This window comes from Microvirga sp., from assembly GCF_014699075.1.
Taxonomy (GTDB): domain Bacteria; phylum Pseudomonadota; class Alphaproteobacteria; order Rhizobiales; family Beijerinckiaceae; genus Microvirga.
On sequence record NZ_JACXAB010000004.1, the window covers coordinates 53354 to 73064 of the forward strand.

General features: G+C 64.5%; 17 protein-coding genes and 1 pseudogene. 8 read left to right on the forward strand and 10 right to left on the reverse strand.

All coding sequences use genetic code 11. The features are described 5' to 3' along the window. Window positions 1-39: 39 nt before the first annotated feature. Window positions 40-450, reverse strand: a pseudogene (locus IC232_RS07955) (mechanosensitive ion channel family protein); the annotation flags it as partial. Window positions 451-453: 3 nt separating this feature from the next. Here IC232_RS07955 and IC232_RS32275 point away from each other — a divergent pair. Next, window positions 454-855: a hypothetical protein gene (locus IC232_RS32275; RefSeq protein WP_312895133.1), complete on the forward strand. Its 402-nt coding sequence runs from the start codon at window positions 454-456 to the stop codon at window positions 853-855. A gap of 111 nt (window positions 856-966) precedes the next feature. Here the strand turns inward: IC232_RS32275 and IC232_RS07960 are convergent, their stop codons facing one another. The 4 genes from IC232_RS07960 to IC232_RS07975 all read right to left on the reverse strand — a co-directional run bounded on the left by IC232_RS07960 (window position 967) and on the right by IC232_RS07975 (window position 5051). Further along, complete coding sequence (locus tag IC232_RS07960; RefSeq protein ID WP_190844403.1) at window positions 967-1959, reverse strand: HAD family hydrolase; 993 nt, start codon at window positions 1957-1959, stop codon at window positions 967-969. A gap of 61 nt (window positions 1960-2020) precedes the next feature. Further along, on the reverse strand, window positions 2021-2278 hold the full coding sequence (locus IC232_RS07965; RefSeq protein WP_190844404.1) for a hypothetical protein: 258 nt from the start codon (window positions 2276-2278) through the stop codon (window positions 2021-2023). Between the two features lie 143 nt (window positions 2279-2421). Next, entirely contained in the window at window positions 2422-4131 is a 1710-nt protein-coding gene (locus tag IC232_RS07970) for an arylsulfatase (RefSeq protein ID WP_190844405.1), read from the reverse strand. After that, window positions 4128-5051 (reverse strand): formylglycine-generating enzyme family protein, encoded by a 924-nt coding sequence (locus tag IC232_RS07975; protein ID WP_190844695.1) that lies wholly within the window; start codon window positions 5049-5051, stop codon window positions 4128-4130. The genes IC232_RS07970 and IC232_RS07975 overlap by 4 nt, the downstream gene beginning before the upstream one ends. A gap of 349 nt (window positions 5052-5400) precedes the next feature. Between IC232_RS07975 and IC232_RS07980 the strand changes: the two genes are divergently transcribed. From IC232_RS07980 to IC232_RS08005, 6 genes are all read left to right on the forward strand, one after another. Continuing rightward, on the forward strand, window positions 5401-7146 hold the full coding sequence (locus tag IC232_RS07980; RefSeq protein WP_190844406.1) for a histidine kinase: 1746 nt from the start codon (window positions 5401-5403) through the stop codon (window positions 7144-7146). A gap of 133 nt (window positions 7147-7279) precedes the next feature. Beyond that, window positions 7280-7912: a response regulator gene (locus IC232_RS07985; RefSeq protein ID WP_190844407.1), complete on the forward strand. Its 633-nt coding sequence runs from the start codon at window positions 7280-7282 to the stop codon at window positions 7910-7912. Window positions 7913-8224: 312 nt separating this feature from the next. Further along, the gene (locus IC232_RS07990; protein WP_190844408.1) at window positions 8225-8413 is read left to right on the forward strand and encodes a hypothetical protein; all 189 of its coding nucleotides are present in this window, start codon (window positions 8225-8227) and stop codon (window positions 8411-8413) included. 152 nt (window positions 8414-8565) lie between these two features. Next, window positions 8566-9036: a hypothetical protein gene (locus IC232_RS07995; protein WP_190844409.1), complete on the forward strand. Its 471-nt coding sequence runs from the start codon at window positions 8566-8568 to the stop codon at window positions 9034-9036. Further along, a complete protein-coding gene (locus tag IC232_RS08000; protein WP_190844410.1) occupies window positions 9029-10264 on the forward strand; it encodes an HlyD family secretion protein in 1236 nt (411 codons plus the stop codon). The genes IC232_RS07995 and IC232_RS08000 overlap by 8 nt, the downstream gene beginning before the upstream one ends. Window positions 10265-10403: 139 nt before the next feature. Further along, window positions 10404-12200: an adenylate/guanylate cyclase domain-containing protein gene (locus tag IC232_RS08005; RefSeq protein WP_190844411.1), complete on the forward strand. Its 1797-nt coding sequence runs from the start codon at window positions 10404-10406 to the stop codon at window positions 12198-12200. A 315-nt stretch (window positions 12201-12515) separates the two neighbouring features. Here the strand turns inward: IC232_RS08005 and IC232_RS08010 are convergent, their stop codons facing one another. The 5 genes from IC232_RS08010 to IC232_RS08030 all read right to left on the reverse strand — a co-directional run bounded on the left by IC232_RS08010 (window position 12516) and on the right by IC232_RS08030 (window position 18321). Further along, window positions 12516-13553, reverse strand: a complete 1038-nt coding sequence (locus tag IC232_RS08010; protein WP_190844412.1) for an amino acid ABC transporter substrate-binding protein — start codon at window positions 13551-13553, stop codon at window positions 12516-12518. 48 nt (window positions 13554-13601) lie between these two features. Beyond that, the gene (locus IC232_RS08015; protein WP_190844413.1) at window positions 13602-14258 is read right to left on the reverse strand and encodes a L,D-transpeptidase; all 657 of its coding nucleotides are present in this window, start codon (window positions 14256-14258) and stop codon (window positions 13602-13604) included. Between the two features lie 34 nt (window positions 14259-14292). Continuing rightward, on the reverse strand, window positions 14293-14862 hold the full coding sequence (locus IC232_RS32280) for a hypothetical protein (RefSeq protein WP_246812101.1): 570 nt from the start codon (window positions 14860-14862) through the stop codon (window positions 14293-14295). A 16-nt stretch (window positions 14863-14878) separates the two neighbouring features. Next, on the reverse strand, window positions 14879-15778 hold the full coding sequence (locus IC232_RS08025; RefSeq protein ID WP_190844414.1) for a hypothetical protein: 900 nt from the start codon (window positions 15776-15778) through the stop codon (window positions 14879-14881). Between the two features lie 476 nt (window positions 15779-16254). Then, window positions 16255-18321 (reverse strand): alkyl/aryl-sulfatase, encoded by a 2067-nt coding sequence (locus IC232_RS08030; protein ID WP_190844415.1) that lies wholly within the window; start codon window positions 18319-18321, stop codon window positions 16255-16257. Window positions 18322-18883: 562 nt separating this feature from the next. Between IC232_RS08030 and IC232_RS08035 the strand changes: the two genes are divergently transcribed. Further along, entirely contained in the window at window positions 18884-19213 is a 330-nt protein-coding gene (locus IC232_RS08035) for a sensor histidine kinase (protein ID WP_190844416.1), read from the forward strand. The last annotated feature ends 498 nt before the right edge of the window (window positions 19214-19711 follow it).

A 19711-nucleotide genomic window follows, 5' to 3' on the forward strand; every position in this document is an offset into this window, starting at 1 on the left:
TGCACGTTACCAGGTTTTGGTGTGGAGGGGGCAGTCCATTCAACCCGCCTGTCCTTCGGGTGGAGGCGGCTTGACGAGCTTGAGAGCCTGATTGGCCGCCACCGGTGCGGCTTCTTCGTGCCCAGCCACCTGGACAGTGGGGACGGCAAACCGGATGCCGTTCTCGTCGAAGGCTTTCTTGATCAGCGCCAGGGCTCTGCGGCGGATGACGAACTGCTCGCCGGGCTTGGTCATCATCTTGAGCCGGATCTGGATGCCATAGTCGCCGAACTGCTCGACGCCCTGCATCTTGAGCGGCTCGATGATGTGGGGCGCGAACTCCGGATCCTCCGCCAGATCCTTGCCGATCTGCTTGATCAGCTTCTTCGCCTTGTCGAAGTCGGAGTCGTAGGCCACGCCGACGGTGAGCTTGTCGATCACCCAGTCGCGGTGCTCGTCGCGCTCGTGGCCGTAGTGGCGCTCGCCAAGTCCCTGTCGCCGGCGCTGGAGGCGGGACTGGATCGGCTCGGCGTGCCCGAAGCCGTGCTGGGGATCGTCATCGCGGCCGTGGTGCTGCTGCCCGAATGCCTGGCGGCGCTCCGGGCAGCCCAGGTCAACCGCTTGCAGACCAGCCTGAACCTGGCGCTTGGATCAGCCCTTGCGGCGATTGGCCTGACGATTCCAGCGGTGGTCACCGTCTCCCTCTTTCTCGACCAGCCTTTGGAACTCGGGCTGGGGGACAAGGATCAACTCCTGCTGGCGCTGACGCTTCTGATAGGCGTGATCACGCTGGGTACGGGCCGGACCACAGTGCTTCAGGGCGCAGTCCACTTGGTGATCTTCGCCGCGTTCCTATTCTTCGCCGTGGTTCCGTAAGGCTCCTCCTGGGCTCGGAGGAGGATGCCGCCGGCCAAATCGCCACCTCGATCTACGGTTCGACTAGAGGCCGCATTGGCCTCTTGGCCGTCGTTCACCGATCTCCAAACGCTATGGCCTGACCGGGAAGACGGTCTTCCAGTCCCGTTTCATGTCGACGACGGTCCATCGGTCTACCGTCGCGGCATCGAGCGCCTTGTCGAGTTTGCCCACGTGCGCCTGGCGATCGTAGGCATATTCCCGCTCCGCATCCGTGTGATGCACCACGACGCCGAGCGTGCGCTTGCCCGCCTCGGTCGTCCATTGCAGCATCTCGAGGTCGCCATCAGAGTTCCCGAAGGCCGCGACAGGCCGGCGACCGACCACTTGGTTGATGCCGACGGGCTTGCCAGGGCCGTCGTCCACGAAGTCGACCTGAGGCATGCGGAACAGGATGGGTTTGCCGTCACGACGCTCAAACCTCGTCACGATGCGGGACCCGATGACCTGCTCCGACGGGATGCCGTAGCGCTCCTCCGCGAAAGCCCGGATGAACTCGGCTCCGCCGCCGGATGCGATGTAGGTCTTGAACCCGTTGGCGCGCATGTAGGCGAGGACCTCGAGCATGGGCTGGTACACGAGTTCGTCGTAGCGGCGGCCGAAGCGGGGGTGCCTGGCGGTCGCGAGCCACTCCTTGACGCCTTGCCGGAACTCCTCCGGCGTCATGCCCGCATGCGTTGCGGCGACAATCGCGACAGCTCCCTTCTCACCGGCCGCCCCGAGCGCCGCCATGTCGCCTTCGAGCACGGCCTTGAAGGGCTGCGTGTCCTTCCATTCCGGATGCTGCGGAGCCAGCGCCTTGACCCGATCGAGCGCGTAGGCGAACTGCACGTAGATCGGCTGCTCGATCCACAGCGTCCCATCGTTGTCGAACGTGACGATCCGCTCCGGCGGCGGGACGAAGTCGGGGGACCCTTCGCGGGTCACATCGGTAACGAAGGCGACGATCGCCTGTTTCGCTGGGCCGTCGTTCCACGACGGTAGCGGATCGGTCTGGGCAGCCGCAGCCGAGAACCATGCGACGACCAGGGTCATGGCCCCGAGGCGGGCGAAGCGGATATACATCGATGACTCCTCTAAGTTGCCGGGAGCGGGATTGGAAGCGGAGCGCCGCCTGAGCGATCCGTCAGCATCCCATGCAGATGCCCTTCTCGACCTCCCGGTCGATCCGTCGGTTCTGACGCTCCATCTGCTTGAGGGCGTCGGCGTCGTTGGTTGAGAATTCGTTCCGCGGCTGCGTAACCGCCTCGCGCTCAAGGGCTCGCTCCGACGGGATCACGATCTCGCCGTTGCGCAGGACTGGCCCGCGATCTCGATCTTGAGCCAAGCCTGCCGCTGTCGTCGTCAGCATACTGAATGCGGCGAGAAGTATGATGCGTTTCATGGTCAATCCTCCTGCTTACGACTTGCGAACGGCCGGACTCAACTGGCATGGACGCGTCCGCTGACCCAGTCTCCAGCGGACTTTCCACCGCTCGGGTCATACTGTAGGGAGGACCATGCGAGGCACGGTCCTCCCAGGTCACATCAGTTGCCCGAGGGCATCGGCACATTGACGCCTTCCTTGGCGAGCACCTCGCGGACGGTCTGCAAGCGCTCGTAGTCGGAGAGCGTGATCGGGCCGGTGTAGCCGTAGCTCTGCACTTTCCGCGGCGGATACTCGACGTAGGTCTTCATCACCTTCTTGAGTTCCTCCTCCATGACCACGCCCATCCAGGTGCGTTCGGTGAAGTTGTTCATGAAGATGTCGTACCGCTCCTGCGGATCCTGAAAGAGGTCAAAGACCTGCGGGACCGTGGCGACGTACTTGCTCGCCCCTTTCCAGCCGAGGTTGGTGTCGACTGCGAGCCCGCCGGTGGAGGCACCGTCGTCGCCACGCAGGTTGAACAGGAACTTGTAGTTGTTGACACGAACTGCGCCGGGCGACAACTCGTTCTCGGTGAAGTAGAACCATGACTTCCGCGGCGACTGGCCCGTCCCGAACAGCACCGGCGTCATGTCCTGGCTGTCGAAGATGATCGGCTGGTTCTCGCGGTCCCTCTCCGGCAGCTTCGTGCCCGCGACGGACGCAAAGGTCGCCATCAGGTCGAGACCGCCGAGGATCTCGTGGTTCTTCGTGTCGGGCGCGATCCTGCCAGGCCACCATGCTATCGCCGGCACGCGGTTGCCACCCTCGCGCAAGGTGCCCTTGGTTCCACGGAACGGGGTGTAGCCGGCATCGGGATACACGTCCTGCCAGGCGCCGTTGTCGGTGGTGTAGAAGACGAGCGTGTTGTTGCCGCCGACCTGGCGGATCTTGTCCATGATCCGTCCGATGCGGGCATCGAGTTCCACCACCGAGTCGGCGTACTTGCTCTTGGACAGCGACTTGTGCTCGAACTCCGGCGCCGGCATGTTGGGCTGGTGCACCTTCATGAAGTTGATGCTCATGAAGAACGGGTCTCGCGACTGCGTGGCCCGGTCGAGGTAATCGAGCGAGGCCTTCTCAACGTACTCGTCGAAGAACGGGATCCCGACGACGCCCTCCTTGCCGTTGATCACGGGCGTGTTGACGTACTGGCCGTTGACCTTGAACTCCTCGCGTGCCGGCTGCCCGGCATTGCCCGACAGTGCGCCCTTCGTCACCCGTTGGAACGTCGCCCGCAGCTCCGGGGGCATGTCCGGGAACCAGGTCGGATCGGCGTAGGTGTAAGCGTTGAGGTGGTAGAGGCCGCAATACTTCATCTCGTCGTAGCCCTGGGCGTTCGGCAGGGCATAGTCGGCCTCGCCCAGATGCCACTTGCCGGTGAAGAACGTCCGGTAGCCTGCCTGCTTGAGAACCGAGCCCAGGGTCCACTCGGCCGCCGGCAGGCCGCCGCCCTGGCCCTGGAACGCCACGGTGGTCATGCCGCTGCGGTTCGGGATCCGCCCTGTCTGCATTGCGGCCCGGCCCGGCGTGCAGCTCGGCTGGGCGTAGAACGAGAAGAAGGTCATGCCCTCGTTTGAGAGCCGATCGATGTTGGGCGTCGGCATGCCGCGTCCGGGACCGCCGCCGTAGGGGCCGAGATCGCCGTAACCCGTGTCGTCGGAAACGATCAGAACGATGTTGGGCTTCTGCTGCGGGGCCTGGGCGACGGCCGGGACAGCCATGCCCGCCGAGACCAGGGCCGTGGCCCCGAACAGGGCAGCCTTGGCCCGCATGCGCCGGAGGCGGAAACGTCCGCCGGGCATTTGTGAGGACGCACGATCACTGGTCATGGGATCTTCCTCTCTCTGATGATGCAGCGAAAGCCGACATGGCTTGTCGAGGTGTCGACCGGCTGCGGGTGACGCGCTGCCGGACGGTAGCGGCGGCAGTAATTGGGCGCGCAGAGATGCGAGCCGCCCTTCAGCACCCGGCGCGGGATCCTCGTCTCAGATTGGCAGGGGTCAAAGCTCTGGCCCTCATGACCACCGCGCGGGTTCTCGGGAATGCAGCAGGCCTTCACGGCATCGGCCGGGTGCTTTGGCGTGTAGAAGTCGCTCGTCCATTCCCAGACGTTGCCGATCATGTCGTAGAGGCCGTAGCCGTTGGGCGGAAAGGCAGTGACGGGCGAGGTGCGCTCGAAGCCGTCCTGCGCCAAGTTCTGGAACGGGAAGGCGCCCTGCCAAGTGTTGGCCATCTGGCGCCCGTCCGGCGTGAATGCGTCGCCCCAGGCGAACTCGGCACTATCGAGACCGCCGCGGGCGGCGACCTCCCACTCGGCCTCGGTCGGCAGGTCCTTGCCGGCCCAACATGCGTAGGCGAGCGCGTCCGCGTACGTCACGTGCACGACGGGATGGTTGTCGAGGCCGTGGATATTGCTCTTCGGACCGTAGGGGTGACGCCAGTCGGCGCCCTTGAGCAGGGTCCACCACTGTCCCCAATTCCGGAGATCGACCGGATGATCCGGCGGCGTGAAGACGAGCGAGCCCGCGTACAGCATGTGGGGCAGGGCGCCGGGATAATCCTTGGGATCGGGGCGCTTCTCGGCAAAGGTGACATGCCCGGTGGCCCGGACGAAGTCGCGGAACTGGCGGTTGGTGACCGGCGTCGGGTCGATCCGGAACCCGTCAATCGTGACGCGGTGGACTGGCGCCTCCTCGGGATAGTGCCGGTCCGAGCCCATCCGGAACGTGCCGCCGGGGACGCGGATCATGTCGGCGTACGAAGGGTCTGTTTTCCCGTGGCTATGACGATGGTGGAGTGTGGCCTGCGGCATGGGCGATGCTCCCGTCCTCGCATGGCCGCAGTATCGTGCAACGCCCGGCCACCGGCTATCAGGGTCTATCCTGAAACTGATGGAGGCAGACCCTGATTTGGTCCGCCCACCCACAGCGGTGGCTGGAACCCAGCCCGAATGGCGTCGGTCGGGTGCTTGGCTCGCGGGTTCATGGCGATCCCGGTCGACATCGCACCGGCTCAGGGTTTAACCTATGTTGTCGGAGCGAGGATCCCGTCGCGGCCTCGCTCCCGTTGCGTTGCCCTCGCGGCCGGAGGTCGCCGTCATGAGTGATGGCACCGTTCCGATGGTTGCGCGCTCGCTTCCGGGCCTGCCGTCCCGTCTGCGGGGCCGGGTCGTCCTGACCTTCGCAACCGTCATCCTGGTCACCTGCGTCGTCGCGGCGGCGCTGCTGCTCACGAACGCCCTGCATGAGCGCCAGCACATCCGGGAGCGCGTCCTGGAGACGGCGATTGCGCTGTCCTTCGGGTTCGACCAGGAGGTGGCGGCCGGCAATTCCCTGCTGAAGGGCTTGTCCTCGTCGCCGGCCCTGAAGTCCGGCGACGCCAAGGCCTTCTACGACCAGCTCAAGGCGACGCCGATCCCTGACGGCTCTTGGCTGATCCTTCAGGATCTGGACGGGCAGGTCGCCAACACCCTCCGGCCATTCGGGGCGGCGCTGCCCCGGCACCGGGATTTCCCGACCTATCCGGAGGCCATCAACCGGGTGCGGGAGCGCGGGTGGACGGTGTCGGGCCGGATGGCGAGCCTCGTGAAGCCCGGGACGACAATCATCGCGCTCAGCCTGCGGATCAACCACGACGACGGCACGATGAAAGGCTTCATCACCACCGTCCTGTCGCAGGACCGCCTCGGAGCCATCCTGGGTGGCCAAGACGTTGCCGAAGGGTCGACGCGAGGCCTCTACGACCGCAAGCTCCAGCCGATCGTGACCACGAGAGGGGCCGAGACGTCATCGCGGATTCCCATGCCGGGCGCCCTCGCGGCACGGCTCGCCGCCAACGGGAGCGAGACGGTCGAAGGCTTCATCGAGGACGTAGACGAGCGCGGAGTTCCGGTCCTGGTCGCATACCGAAGTTCCGGGGCAACGAACTGGACGACCGTGGTCGCGGTCCCGCTCTCCCTCGTCAATGCACCGGTCACTGGCGTCCTGCGGCAGATGGCGGGGATGGCGGCTTTCCTGCTTCTGGCCGGGGGAGCGGCGGCCCTGTTCACCGCTCGCCAGGTGGAGCAGCCGCTCCGGACACTGTCGGATCAGGTCGCCGGCGCAAAGAGACAGGTCAACGAACTGTCGGGCCAGTTGCTCGCCCTCCAGGAGGAGGAGCGGCAACGCATCGCCCGCGAGCTGCACGATTCGACGGCGCAGCACTTGGTGGCGGCGAACCTCGGGCTATCAGGCCTTGAGGGAGCAGTCGTGGCGACTCCGGCATCCCGCTCGGCGTTCGCGGAGATCGAGAGACAACTCGGTGAGGCGCTGAGGGAACTGCGCATCTTTACCTACCTGCTGCATCCACCAAACCTGGCGAAGGACGGTCTTCAGGCCACGTTGCGGGATTTTGCCGAAGGCTTCGCGGGGCGGGCGGGCCTCGTCGCCCGGATCCGCATCCCGGAAGAGGTCGACGAGCTGCCGCTGGACCTCCAGCGGGCGATCCTGCGCGTGGTGCAGGAGGCGCTCACCAACGTGCATCGACACGCCGGCGCCTCGCACGTGTCGGTCAACGCTCGGATCATGTCCGGTCGCCTGATCGTTCGTATCCGCGACAATGGTCATGGGATGGCAGGTGCGGTCCGGCCGGATGGACCGATACGGCTCGGCGTCGGCGTTGTGGGCATGCGGGCCCGCTTGGAGCAGTTTGGCGGCGATCTGATGATCCGCTCCGGCCGGAGCGGCACCTGCGTCGTCGCGCTGGTCCCGGTCACAAGGGCTGGACGGGCGCTGCCACGGGCTGGGCGTCTGCGGATGCAGTGGCTGTCGGACCCGACCGAGGCGGATGGCGAGGTCCGCTCCTGAAGTTTCAGGGTCTGCCCCTCATAGTTTCAGGGTTTTGCGCAGGTGAGCGAGGCGGCCGGGAGGTGTATCCTACCCTAAGACTCGGGCTGACCGGAACGACCGCTGGCACCGGGCCGCGGAAGAGAGGCTCGCCATGACGCGCATCCTGATCGCTGATGACCACGATGTGGTCCGCTCCGGCGTCCGGGCGATCCTGGAAGGGCATGAAGGCTGGGAGGTGGTCGGCGAGGCTCGGGACGGCAAGGAGGCCATCGACCAAGCCCTGGCCACCCGGCCGGATGTCGTGGTGCTCGACTACAGCCTGCCGCTGGTGAACGGTATCGAGGCCACCCGGCAGATCCGGGGGCGTGTTCCGGGCGTGGAAGTCCTCATTTTCACCATGCACGACACCGACAGCCTGGTCCGCGACGTTCTCGAAGCAGGTGCCCGGGGGTTCCTGCTCAAGTCCGACGCCAGGCAGTTCCTGATCTCGGCAGTGGAGAGCCTGGCCGCTCATAAGCCGTTCTTCACGGGCAAGGTCTCCGAGGCCTTGCTTGAAACCTACCTGTCGAAGGGCATTGCAGACCAGTCGGCGCTCAGCTCCCGCGAGAAGGCCGTGGTGCAGCTCATCGCCGAGGGCAGGACCAACAAGCAGATCGCGGACATCCTCAGCATCAGCACCAAGACGGTCGAGACCCATCGCGCTGCGGCCATGGGCAAGCTCAACCTCGACACGACAGCGGCGCTGATCCGCTACGCGATCCGCAACAAGCTGGTGGAGTGCTGATCGTGGTCATTGATTGCAGCATGCCTTTGATTACCGGCCGGACTGACAGGTCGGTGGGCGAGGTACGGACCACTGGACGTCGAAGATCATGGTGGTGTGCCGATGGTCTCCTGCTGCCATGCACCGCCCTGAACCACCACCACTCGCAGAGGAGGTTGCCATGAGAGCATACTGTTTAGGGATCGCGTTGCTGGTCCCAAGAGCTTGTCTCAGCCCCGCCGCGGCCCAACAGGTTCCGCGGCTCGACATCGAGGCGACCTGTCGGGCCGCGCCGCGCCTGCTTGCGGAGGATGCCCCCCGTACGAGGGCTGCATGCGGGACGAGACGGACGCCGAGCGCGAGCTCAACACGATGTGGGGCAGTGCGGCCGCAGCCCACCGCGAAAGGTGCGCGGGGGAAGCCCAGATCGGCGGCTCGCCCAGCTACGTCGACATGCTGACCTGCCTTGAGATGGCTCAGGGCGCCGCGTCGACGAAGCCGCGCCGACAGCGCTCTCCGTGATGCGATCTCGCCCGATCCTGGTTCGGCCCGAAGGGAAAGCCATTACCACGACGACCCACCATCGCCCATGAGGATCTGCAACCCGTCAAACCGCTGAGCGCGGCGGAGCAGGCCATGAAGAACCGGGACATGTCTTCGAGAGGAGATCCAGGATGAACCCATCGCTCAATCCCGCCGCCCCCCATCATCTGCCGGCGTTCATCGTCGGCCCTGGCGAGACGGACGTGTTCATGGTGGCCATGGCCGTGGTCCTGATCGTCGCCGTGATGGCCGTCGGCCTCCTGTTCCTCCGTCTGCACACGCTCCCCGAGCGGATCGCCCATAAAGGCCACAAGCTCCAGTTCGAGATCGTCGCTGTGCTGGGCCTGCTGGCCCTGTTCACGCATATCCACGCCTTCTGGGTTGCCGGCCTGCTGCTCGCCTTGATCGACATCCCCGATTTCGGGTGGCCGCTGCGCCGGATCGCCGGATCGCTGGAGAAGATCGCCGACATCCCACCCGGCAAGGGCGCCGACGGCGAGCCCGACGGAACTGTGACCGACCATGCCTCGGACGAAGGCACGGCCGAAGTGCCGAAGATCATCACTCTCTCCCGCATGCCGAAGGAGCGGACCGATGCTTGAACTGCTACTATGCTCGGTGCTCACGATCCTGCCGGATTATCTCTATCGCCGCTACCGCCAGGGAAAGCGGCCTGGTAAGGAGATCACGCTCTACTCGGTCTGGTTCGAGCTGCGGTGGGGCATCGTTGCCTGCCTGATGCTCACGGTGGGGCTGATCACGGTCATCTTCTACAATCATCCCTCCACGACCAGCGCCACCTTGTACTACCGGACAGTTCCGATCCTGCCGGAAACCAACGGCCGCGTCGCCGAGGTCTATGTCGATGGCGTAAGCGGTGAGGTGAAGCAAGGCTCGCCGATCTTCCGGCTCGACAGCGCGACCCAGGAAGCGGCGGCGGAGGCGGCCCGGCGCAAGATCGCCGAGGTCGATGCTGCTCTGGTGGCGGCCAAGACCGATGTTCTGGCGGCGGAGGGAAAGATCCAGGAGGCCCGGAGCGACCATCAGCAGGCGGTGGACGAACTCCAGACGAAGCAGGAGATCTATCGGCGCAACCCAGGTGCCGTCGCGGTCCGTGACATCGAGCGGCTCCAGGTTGTTGTGCAGGGACGCCAAGGCGGGATCGATGCCGCCACCGCCGCAAAGAGCGCTGCCGAGGCGCAGATCTCCACCCTCCTGCCGGCCCAGAAGGCCAGTGCCGAAGCCGCATTGGCTCAGGCCGAGGTGGAACTTCGGAAGACCATCGTCCGCGCGGGCGTGAATGGGCGGGTGGAGCAGTTCACGCTGCGGGTGGGCGACATCGTTAATCCGTTCATGCGCCCGGCCGGGATCCTGATTCCGGAAGGCGCCGGGCGCAAGGCCATCCAGGCGGGCTTCGGGCAGATCGAGGCGCAGGTCATGAAGGTCGGCATGGTGGCGGAGGTCACCTGCATCTCGAAGCCCTGGACCGTCATCCCCATGGTCGTGACGCAGGTGCAGGACTTCATCGCCGCCGGGCAGTTCCGGGGCGGCGAGCAACTGCTCGACCCGCAGCAAGTGGTGCGGCCGGGCACCATTCTGGTTTTCCTTGAGCCGCTCTACGAGGGTGGGCTGGACGGCGTGACGCCTGGCAGTTCCTGCATCGCCAACGCCTATACTAGCAACCACGATCTGATCGACTCCGGCCAGGTCGGCGCCACCAGGGGCCTGGTCCTTCACGCGGTGGATGCGGTCGGCATCGTGCATGCGATGATCCTGCGCATCCAGGCGCTGGTGCTGCCGATCCAGACCCTCGTGTTCAGCGGGCACTGACGCCTTCGCGATCCGGAGCGGCCCTATTCCTGGCGATGTTCCCCTCGAGCGCGCTCACCGGCCAATCGATGGTAGTCAGCTACGGGTGGCTCATGCAGTAGGAGCGTTTTCATCATCAGTCCTGTCATTCGAGATCTGCATGCGAAAGCGCATCTCTCCACGCCTCTTTTCTCTCAGCGCGGTTCTGGCAATCAGTTTCGGGGGCTTGATGCTTCTGGCCGTCGGCTCCGTTCTCATCGTGAGCCTTGGAGGGGCGGGCCGGAACACCGGCGAGCTTCTGGCCGACAAGGCTAGCCTGATCCTGTCCTCCATCGAGCAGCGCATCCGGCAGCATCTTGGGCCAGTGGTGGCCCAGGCGGAGTATCTGAAGAACTCAATCGAGAACGGGCAGCTCGATGTAGCGGACACCAGGGCGCTTGAAACGGCCCTCAGGTCGGCCCTTGCCGCAACACCGCAGGTCACCGGGATCGGCTTCATCCGCTCCAGTCTGGAGGTCGCACGGGTGGAGCGACGGGATGGCAGCTTCCTCACGGAGGACTGGTCCGGCCGGCCCGAGATCATCAAGGTCATGGAGGACTTTCGAGCTGGCAAGGTGGCCGGCTGGGGAGAGCCTGTCTGGAGCAGTCCATTCCAGCAGACGATCATTCCCTATCTCGTGCCCGTGCATCGCGGCGGTGATGTCATCGGGATCCTTGTCCCGGCCATCGTGGTCACCGAACTCTCGCGATACGTCGCCGAGATCTCCTCGCTTGGGCAGAAGGCGTTCATTCTCCACGGTCACGACGAGGTGCTGGCTCACCCGGCATTGGCCGACCGATCCCAGCCCGGTACACGCGAGCGCCCGTTGCCGCTCCTCGCCGAGGTCGACGACAGGGTGCTGCAAGCGATCTGGTCGACTGATCGCCGATCGATGAACCTGCCGCTGAGGTCGGCGGACCAGGGGCATATCGTTCCCTTCCCGGACGACTACTTCATCTACATGTACCGGGAGGTCCCAAGGCTCGGCGAGAAGCCCTGGATCATCGGCGCGGCCATGCCCGGTTCGGACGTCGGGCAGGAGGCGGAGCGCCTGCGGATGATGGTCCTGATCGGATCAGGGCTCCTGCTCACCTCCGTGCTCAGCGCCATCGGTGTCGGGCGGCGGGTCGCGCGCCCGATCCGCGACTTCGTTCGCGTGACGGAAGCCGTCCGGACGCTCGACTTCGACAAGGTTCCCGTTCTTCCACACAGCCGGATCCGGGAACTCGATGCGGCGGGCCAGGCGCTGAATGCCATGGTTGCGGCGCTGCGCTGGTTTGAGCTCTACCTGCCCAAGCGCTTGGTTCACCGCCTCATCGCTCAGGGGCATGACGATCTCGCCCGGGCTTACGAGCGGGATGTCACCGTCATGTTCACGGATCTGAGCGGCTTCACGCGAATGGCCTCTCGCCTGTCGCCTGCCGAGACGGCGAGCTTCCTGAACAAACACTTTGCCCTGGTGGGCGCCTGTGTCGAGGCCGAGGGCGGAACGATTGACAAGTACATCGGCGACAGCCTGATGGCCTTCTGGGGCGCACCCGAGGAGCAGCCCGATCACGTGGAGCGGGCCTGCCGGGCCGCACGGGCGATCGCCTCGAAAGTGCAGGCCGACAACAAGGCTCGCTTGGCGGGCGGCCTCGCCCTTGTCCGGGTGCGGATCGGGATCAGCACGGGCCCTGTTCTCGTGGGCAACATCGGCGCTCCCAGCCGGATGAACTACACACTTGTCGGGGATGTGGTGAACATCGCGCAGCGCCTGGAGCAGGTCGGCAAGGACGTCCACGACGACAGCGACGTGATCACGTTGATAACTGAAGGTGTCTACACTTGCCTGCCCGAACCCGAACAGGCCGTGTTCTGGGACCGACGGGAGGTGCGCAACCGAGAGGGAGCCATGGCGATCTATCGGCTCACGTGAGCACCAGGTCAGCTTATCGGAAAACCTAGCCCCTGGCGGAGATGCGGCCGCATCCCGTCCGTTCGCCCCAGAGCTTGGGTCTCCTTCGTTAGCGAATTTGTCGCAGCGTTGATTTGCAGACAGGCTCGGGTGCAGCGTGGATGAACGGTTGTAACGGGACAGGGCTGAAGCAGTCCAACTATCTGCGTACAGCGACAATCGGATGTTCCTGAACGCACGCCTTCCTTGGGCTGATCCAATCCGGACACTCGCCACTCTTGCGGACGCAACTCGGGACAGCGACAGTATTCACCAGTCGCCTTCGCCTATTGCGCTTCATCGAAGCGGAGGGGCATAGAGGATGCCCCCCATGGTCCAGAGTTGATTCAGGCCGCGCGGGATGCCAAGGCGCGATTCGACACCGACATTGCGCTCGTAGATCTCGGCGTAGTTCCCACGAGCACGGACCGCGCGGAGCGCCCAGTCGTCCTCGAGTCCAAGCAGCTTGCCCAAACCGCCCTCGGCACCTGCGAAGCGGCGCACATCCGGCTTACGGGAGCTCGCCGCCTCGCTCGCGTTTCCTGACGTGATCCCGAGTTCCTCGGCGTTGACGAGGGCGAAGTTCACCCACTTCACCACGTTCAACCACCCGAAATCGTCCGCCCGCGCGACCGGACCCAGCGGCTCCTTGGAAATGACATCGGGCAAGACAACGGCATCGGCCGGCTGCGGGAGCTTGAGGCGCTCCGCGTAAAGGGCAGACTGATCGCGGGTCAGGACGTTGCACTGTCCCGATCGGAACGCCTCGAGGGCAGCCGCGGCAGTTGGGAAGGCGCGCTCCTCGAACGTCATGGAATTGGCGGAGAAGAAGTCGGCGACGTTGAGTTGGCTCGTCGTTCCCGCCTCGACGCAGATTTTGGCTCGGTCGAGTTCGAGGGCGGACGTGACGTTGAGGTCACGCATGACCATGAAGCCCTGACCATCGTGGTAGGTCACTCCCGCGAAGGCAAGTCCGAGGCCGGCCTCCCGTTCCAGGGTCCAGGTCGAATTCCGGGACAGGAGATCGATGCGTCCTGCACGCAAGGCCTCGAACCGCTCGCCGGCCGAGAGAGGCACGAAAGTCACCTTCGTCGGATCGTTCAGGACCGCAGCCGCCACCGCGCGGCAGAAGTCGACGTCGAAGCCCGACCACTCACCTTGCCCGTTCCGCTCGGAGAAGCCGTAAAGGCCCTCGCTGACACCGCATTGTACGTTGCCGCGCTGACGCACCATTTCGAGCGTTCCCGCGGCGCTGGGCAAGGCAGAGGCGAGCAGAAGCGCAGCAGCAACGCCCGCTGTGGCGGGAGGTACGAAGGCCTTGGCGACGTTCCACATGAGACGTGATCTCCGTGAGCGATGGACGGATCCGATATCGCGAATGGGTCAGAGGCTCGCACCGTGCCGCACGACCACCTTGGTGCCGAGCGGCACGCGGGCATAGAGATCGATGATGTCGCCGTTGGCGAGGCGGAAGCATCCGGACGAGATCGCGTGGCCGATGGTCTCGGGCTGGTTGGTGCCGTGGATGCGGAACACCGTCGAGCCGAGATAGAGCGCGCGGGCGCCCATCGGATTGCCCGGACCGCCGGCCATGAAACGCGGAAGGTAGGGCTGCCGGGTGAGCATCTCGGGCGGCGGACGCCAGTCCGGCCACTCGGCCTTGCGGCTGACCTGCACGAGCCCCGACCACTGGAAGCCCTCGCGCCCAACCCCGATGCCATAGCGAAGGGCGCGGTTGTTGCCCTGCACGAGATAGACGAACCGCTCCGAGGTGTGGATGACGAGCGTTCCCGGCGCCTCGTTCGAGCGGAAGAACACGACCTGACGCGCGAACGGTCCATCGCGGATCACCGCCTCCTCGGTCGAGATGCGGCCCGGCTGGTCGCCCACGTCGAGGGTTTCCTGCGCGGCGGCCAGCGAACGTGCCTGCGCTGCTGCGGGGGCGGGGAAGCACATCACGAGCCAGCAACACGCCAGGGCGGAAAGCCGTGCCGGCGTCCTTGCCGGTCCCGATGCTGCCGATAGGCTCTGAAGAATCATGACATTCTCCGGGACGGATGAGGGATTTTGATCGTCAGGCACGGCAGCGCACATACACGAAGGTGCCGTAGCGCCGGTTCGCGTCCGGATCGACGAAGCGCATGGTCATCAGGTTGTCGGCCGAGGAGAGGACCTCACGATCCTGCGGATGGCCCGGGGGCGCTTCGAAGCCGAGATACGTCCGGCCGCCGGCGTCGCCCTTGAGCCGCAGCTCGTAGCGCTTCGGGTCGTCGGCGACATGCATCATCACCCCGTCCGTCGGCCCCTTCGAGATCGCGTAGGCCTGGCTGCATTGAGCCCTCGCCTCGGCCTCGGTGCGCCGTCGGTCCTTCTCATCGTGGAATGACGCCACGCCCCACCGTCCGACCAGGCGCTCCCGCTCGAACGCGGCGGGGCCGATCGCTCCGCCGCCGCCGGCGGGGGTCTCGTCGCCTATAGAAACGCATCCGCCGACGGCAAGGGCCAGTACGGCGACGGACAGCCGCCGAACGGGCGAGCGCGGCCAAGACACGCCAAGCGACGCCCGTTCCAAGTGCGAGGGCTGCCAGTCCTGCGGAGCGGAAGGGCACCCGGTTTTCCCATCACCCTCTTGTACGATCTGCATTCCCGGGTCTCCCGCGTCAGAACCGCATGCTCAGACCAAGCACCGGACCGTGTTGGATCATGTCGAACTCGTAGCGCCGCCGGCCCTCGCCCTGGGCGTAATCCACCGAGAGGGCGCGATAGCCGATCACGCCCGAGAACGTGATGCCTTGGTAGGTGCCGAGTTCGAACCCGTAGGCACCGATGGCCTGCCAGGAGAAGTCGCTTCCGACGCCGAAGCCGCCGATGTCGGCACGCAGGAGCAGCTCATGCCCCGGTGCCACGGTGTAGCGCACCCGTGCCCCGACGATGGGATCAAGCCAATCGACGGAACCGGAGCGGGCGAACGCCCGGGCACCTGCCACCTGGAGGTCGCCAATGTCGACCGCAGCCGCGACAGCAAGTGAAAGATCCGCCTCCTGATACCAATACCGGACACCGCCGAGGATGTCGAAGGCCAGCGGACCCGAGCGGGCGACCTCGTAGGCGACGCCGACCTCGGCGATGACCATCTCCACATCCAAGCCGAGGGAGGTGGCGAGCGTTCCCGTCACGCCGGGTGCCAGTGTGCGGCTGCGGATATTGCTGCGCTCCGCGCCGACCTTGCTCCAGACCACGTCGCTCAGCAGCGCGAAGCGGCCGAAGCGGGCCTCGAAGTCTCCCATCAGGGCGACGAGGGTGTCGCTCTTCTCGACAATGTCAATGAAGCTGGCGTCGACCTTCACGGAGCGCCCACGAACGGTCTGGGTGCCATTCCATGCGGTGAGCCAGCCATAGGGCGTAAAACGGAAGGTCCAGGCCGGCTGAACGGCCGTTTCGATCACGGGAGCCGGAGGCGTTTGCCCCAGGTCCGCGGCGAGTGAGTTGCCTGCGCTCACAGCAAGGAGGCCAACCGGAATCATGACGCCGTGCGTCAGCCACTGTGGAAGGTATCCCATCACTCCCCCTGAAATTGCTGATCCAGTATCCCCCGGCCGTCGCATAGCAGCCGAGGCTGCACCCAAGGTCAAGTCGGCAGTCGACAGCAGCATGCAGAACCAAGATGATCATCGAATACTGCCTTAGAGGTGTCGTGACCCACAGCAATGTCGGCAAACCCTGAGTCGCGACCAAGCCGAGGGCAACGCCACAAACGCCAGCAGCACGCAGGCCCCGGGACGGCCACGACGGTCACTGCCTTCCTGGCCCACGAGCGAACCAGGATCTTGCGACGAGAGAGGGCCGTTCATCATCGATCATCCCTTCCGAGAAGCCGAAGCATTGTCCGGCGACGCCGTGCCGACATTGGGCCAGAGGGCTAAGGAATGCCTCTTCAGCTTCCTCCTCACCTCACCAGAGGGGCTTTTCATCACCGTCGTGGCCGTCCTAGGCGGGACGGTCGACGCGGCCGGACACGGCCGATCCGTTAAGCCTTCTACGGTCCTGCGTAGTAGGTTGCGTCGTCCTGAAGAAGTTCGGGCTTCTGCGACATGGCAGACCCTTTCTTTGTGCCTGGCAAAACCTCGAACCAGTTGTCGAACGTCGTCATCGTCGAGGCGAGTTGCGTCAGCACTTGCGGGTTGCCTTCCATTTTGGCCTTGCCGGCAGCGACTTTGTCAGCCAGCTTGGCCGCGCCGATCATCACGTCCTCCAGCTCACCGCGATCAATCGTGAGCGTTAGGTCGGCATCGCTCGCTTGATACCCGGCGATTGTTGTCAGAGTCGCGTTGCTCAGCTCGACCACGAACTTCTCGCCGTTATCAGGCGTCGAGATATTGATCTTGAACTTCATGCCTTCGGCCTTACGGCTGTCCATCTGGATCCCGAGATAGTTGAGGAACAGTTCGGTGCTGGTGCCGCGCACAAAGTCCGGACTGCCCGCTTTCGCTGCCGTCACGGCGACCACACCATCACGCAGCTCCTTGGCTCCAGAGAGAAAGCTGTTACGGAGGCTCGGGCTCTCGAACTGATATCCCATCTGCTCGTAGGTGTCTGCGAGGAGATTTTTTGCCTCTTGATTGCGCGGTTCCGCGTAGACCAACTTGTTGAGAACTTCTGTTGCAAGGTGGTATCTGCCCTGGTTGTAGAGGTCACGACCCTTCGCCATCACCTTTTCGGCACCGCCCATCATTTCAACATAGAGAGGTGCGGAGTCCTCCGGCGATAGCGGGACGAGCGTTGCTGGGTTTAAGTCCCAGAAGCCGAGGTAGCGCTGAATGACGGCGCGGCTGTTGTGCAGGTAGGAACCGTGGTAGCCACGGGCATACCATTGTTCCTGCAAACCTTTGGGCGGCTCGTAGACATTGTGGACTTGGCTGATCGTCACGCCAGTGTTCGCGAGATGCAAGACCTGATTGTTCAAGTGCGCATACATGTCGCGCTGTCCGCGCATCACCTCTGCAATCCGTTGTTTCCCCCAACGTGGCCAGCTATGTGACGCAAACATCACATCGGCCTGATCGCCGAACCGGTAGAGCGCAACATTGATGTATTGCGACCACGCCAGTGCATCGCGCACCGGTGCTCCGCGCAGCGTGAGCACGTTGTGCAGACCTCCGACGATGTTCTCCGCGGCCCAGAATGCCTTGAGGTCGGGGAACCAGGTATTCATTTCCGCAGGTGCTTCGGTGCCTGGGGTGTTCTGAAAAACCATTCGCACGCCGTCGATGGTCATTTCCTCGAACGGCTGGTCGATGCTTTTTGTCGGGGGCAGGATACCGACCTCACCGCTGGCGGCCGCCTTGCCGATGGATGCATCGACCTGACCGTAGGGGCTCGGCGGCACAAGGTCGCCGTAGGTGTAGCTCTTGCGACGGGTCATCGCATTGCCGGCGTAGAGATTTTCGGCGATTGACTCGGCGATGAAGCCCTTCGGAGCGATGATCTGCACCTTCCCGGCGGCGAGTGCAGCGTCATCGACGACGCCTCGAATGCCGCCGAAATGGTCAGCGTGAGAGTGAGAGACGATCACCGCCACAACGGGTCGTTCGCCTAGCTTCTCGTTGATGAATTTAAGTGCAGCACGCGATGTCTCTTTGACTGTCAGCGGATCGATCACGATCCAGCCGGTGTTGCCCCTGATGAACGAGATGTTCGCGAGGTCGAACCCACGTACTTGGTAGATGCCTGGCACGACTTCGAACAAGCCGTATTCCATGTTGAGCAACGCCTGACGTTGCAGCGAAGGATGGATGCTGTCGAAGTCCTTCCCGCCGAGGAGGAAGTCCCAGTTGTCCATATTCCAGGCTACACCTCCCTTGTCATTCATGATCTTTCGGTAGGGCGGCGCAGCGATAAAGCCGCGCTTCGCTTCCTCGAAGTCCTGCTTGTCGGCCAAGGGCAGTACCCGCCGCTGCTGTTGCTGCGCCTCGATGGTGAATTGCGAAGGCATCTTCCCATTGGAATGATAGTGCTTTGGCTCCTGAGCAGCCGAGGTGCCTCCGAGTCCGCCGGCGACGAGTGCGCCTAGAACAAATGTTGAAACTCGCGACGATCCGTTCATTGTCAGCTCCCTGTCGGTTCGGCTTAATGAGGTATTCGGTCGGATCACATGTTCGATTTACGTGAGCATCCTGATTGTAGCTGGCGACCGCACTCTGGTAATGCAGCCGACGCCTCGCCTATGATGAACTGCTGCCGGACGATCCGGCGTCGCCGCCCTCGCTGCGGTGGGTCCGGTCGCAGCGGGTACAGGACCTAATGGTGTACATTTGCCTGAAGATCCGGTTCGTCTTGTGGACAGCCCTCTGAGGACTTCAAGGCCGCCCGTGGGACCCATCGGAAGCCAAGATGGCTCGCGGAGCCGTCGACTTGCTGCGGATGGAGGCCTGATGGCACACCCGGGATCCATAGCAGTTGTTCTGTTGACAGAACTCTCGCAGGGTCCGGAGGCCTAGGTTCTGCGATCTTTTCCGACATGGGACGTGCTCCGGGCCGGTCATGGAGATTGGCTTATTGTCTTGTCAACTGACGTCTGGCCGCAATAGGGGTTTACCCGGAAGCTGGTGGAGGCAAACCCTGATTTTGCGCAGCCCAACAGCCGAAACGGATACAGCACCCCAGATGTGGTCGCCGAGGCACTGACCCTGGCTCGGCATGAAGTGACGACGAACACCACCAAGTATGGTGCGCTCTCCGTGCCAGCGAGGCGGGTGGCGATCACGTGGACTGTCACACCGAGTGATCCGCCGCAGCTAGCCTTGCGCTGGCAGGAGCGTGGCGGCCCTCCGGTGTCGCCGCCAGCCCTAACGGGTTTCGGGTGGCGGCTGATCGAACGCAGTCTGGCATTCGAACTCGCGGGTGAGGTCCACATCACCTACGAGCCCGGCGGGGTCGGATGCAACGTGAGTGCGCCCCTAACCGCCGAATGGCCAAACGGCGTCGAGGTCGCCTGAGGACGCCGAGCGCCACATGCGATCGGGGCAACGACGGGACCAACGAGCTTGCCGGGCGGACAGGCTTAACGAAGGTCAGGGACAGAGGTAACCACGGTTGCCGTCCGAGACGCACCGTGCCCCATTCGGGAGGATGATTCCACCCGTCCCGTCAGGTCGCACGACCTCCCCAGTTGCCAGCGTGAAACCGCCACCCGGCTCCGCAGCCACAGTCGTGCCGTCGGGCAGGGTGTATCTGCCGTCGCGGTAGGTCACGCGTCTCGTGTACGTGGGTGCGGATGTTGGCGCCGGGGAGGCGGATGGTATCGATTGCGTCGACCCCAGGTTCGCGGGCGGCACGGGCCGGGCCTGCTGCTCGCCTGACGAGACGCACGCTGACACCGCCACGGACATCAACAGGACGGACAGCAGGCGCATCGAATTCCTCCACGAAGGTGACCGGACCTGACTACCGCCGGCGTCCGGCGATGACCATGGCTATGGAGGGTTACGCCACCG

Excerpts from the sequence above, each read along its gene's own strand:
- IC232_RS07960 (WP_190844403.1), bottom strand. The coding sequence starts at position 1,959 with ATGTATATCCGCTTCGCCCGCCTCGGGGCCATGACCCTGGTCGTCGCA.
- IC232_RS07965 (WP_190844404.1), bottom strand. The coding sequence starts at position 2,278 with ATGAAACGCATCATACTTCTCGCCGCATTCAGTATGCTGACGACGACA.
- IC232_RS07970 (WP_190844405.1), bottom strand. The coding sequence starts at position 4,131 with ATGACCAGTGATCGTGCGTCCTCACAAATGCCCGGCGGACGTTTCCGC.
- IC232_RS07975 (WP_190844695.1), bottom strand. The coding sequence starts at position 5,051 with ATGATCCGCGTCCCCGGCGGCACGTTCCGGATGGGCTCGGACCGGCAC.
- IC232_RS07980 (WP_190844406.1), top strand. The coding sequence starts at position 5,401 with ATGAGTGATGGCACCGTTCCGATGGTTGCGCGCTCGCTTCCGGGCCTG.
- IC232_RS07985 (WP_190844407.1), top strand. The coding sequence starts at position 7,280 with ATGACGCGCATCCTGATCGCTGATGACCACGATGTGGTCCGCTCCGGC.
- IC232_RS07990 (WP_190844408.1), top strand. The coding sequence starts at position 8,225 with ATGCGGGACGAGACGGACGCCGAGCGCGAGCTCAACACGATGTGGGGC.
- IC232_RS07995 (WP_190844409.1), top strand. The coding sequence starts at position 8,566 with ATGAACCCATCGCTCAATCCCGCCGCCCCCCATCATCTGCCGGCGTTC.
- IC232_RS08000 (WP_190844410.1), top strand. The coding sequence starts at position 9,029 with ATGCTTGAACTGCTACTATGCTCGGTGCTCACGATCCTGCCGGATTAT.
- IC232_RS08005 (WP_190844411.1), top strand. The coding sequence starts at position 10,404 with ATGCGAAAGCGCATCTCTCCACGCCTCTTTTCTCTCAGCGCGGTTCTG.
- IC232_RS08010 (WP_190844412.1), bottom strand. The coding sequence starts at position 13,553 with ATGTGGAACGTCGCCAAGGCCTTCGTACCTCCCGCCACAGCGGGCGTT.
- IC232_RS08015 (WP_190844413.1), bottom strand. The coding sequence starts at position 14,258 with ATGATTCTTCAGAGCCTATCGGCAGCATCGGGACCGGCAAGGACGCCG.
- IC232_RS32280 (WP_246812101.1), bottom strand. The coding sequence starts at position 14,862 with ATGCAGATCGTACAAGAGGGTGATGGGAAAACCGGGTGCCCTTCCGCT.
- IC232_RS08025 (WP_190844414.1), bottom strand. The coding sequence starts at position 15,778 with ATGGGATACCTTCCACAGTGGCTGACGCACGGCGTCATGATTCCGGTT.
- IC232_RS08030 (WP_190844415.1), bottom strand. The coding sequence starts at position 18,321 with ATGAACGGATCGTCGCGAGTTTCAACATTTGTTCTAGGCGCACTCGTC.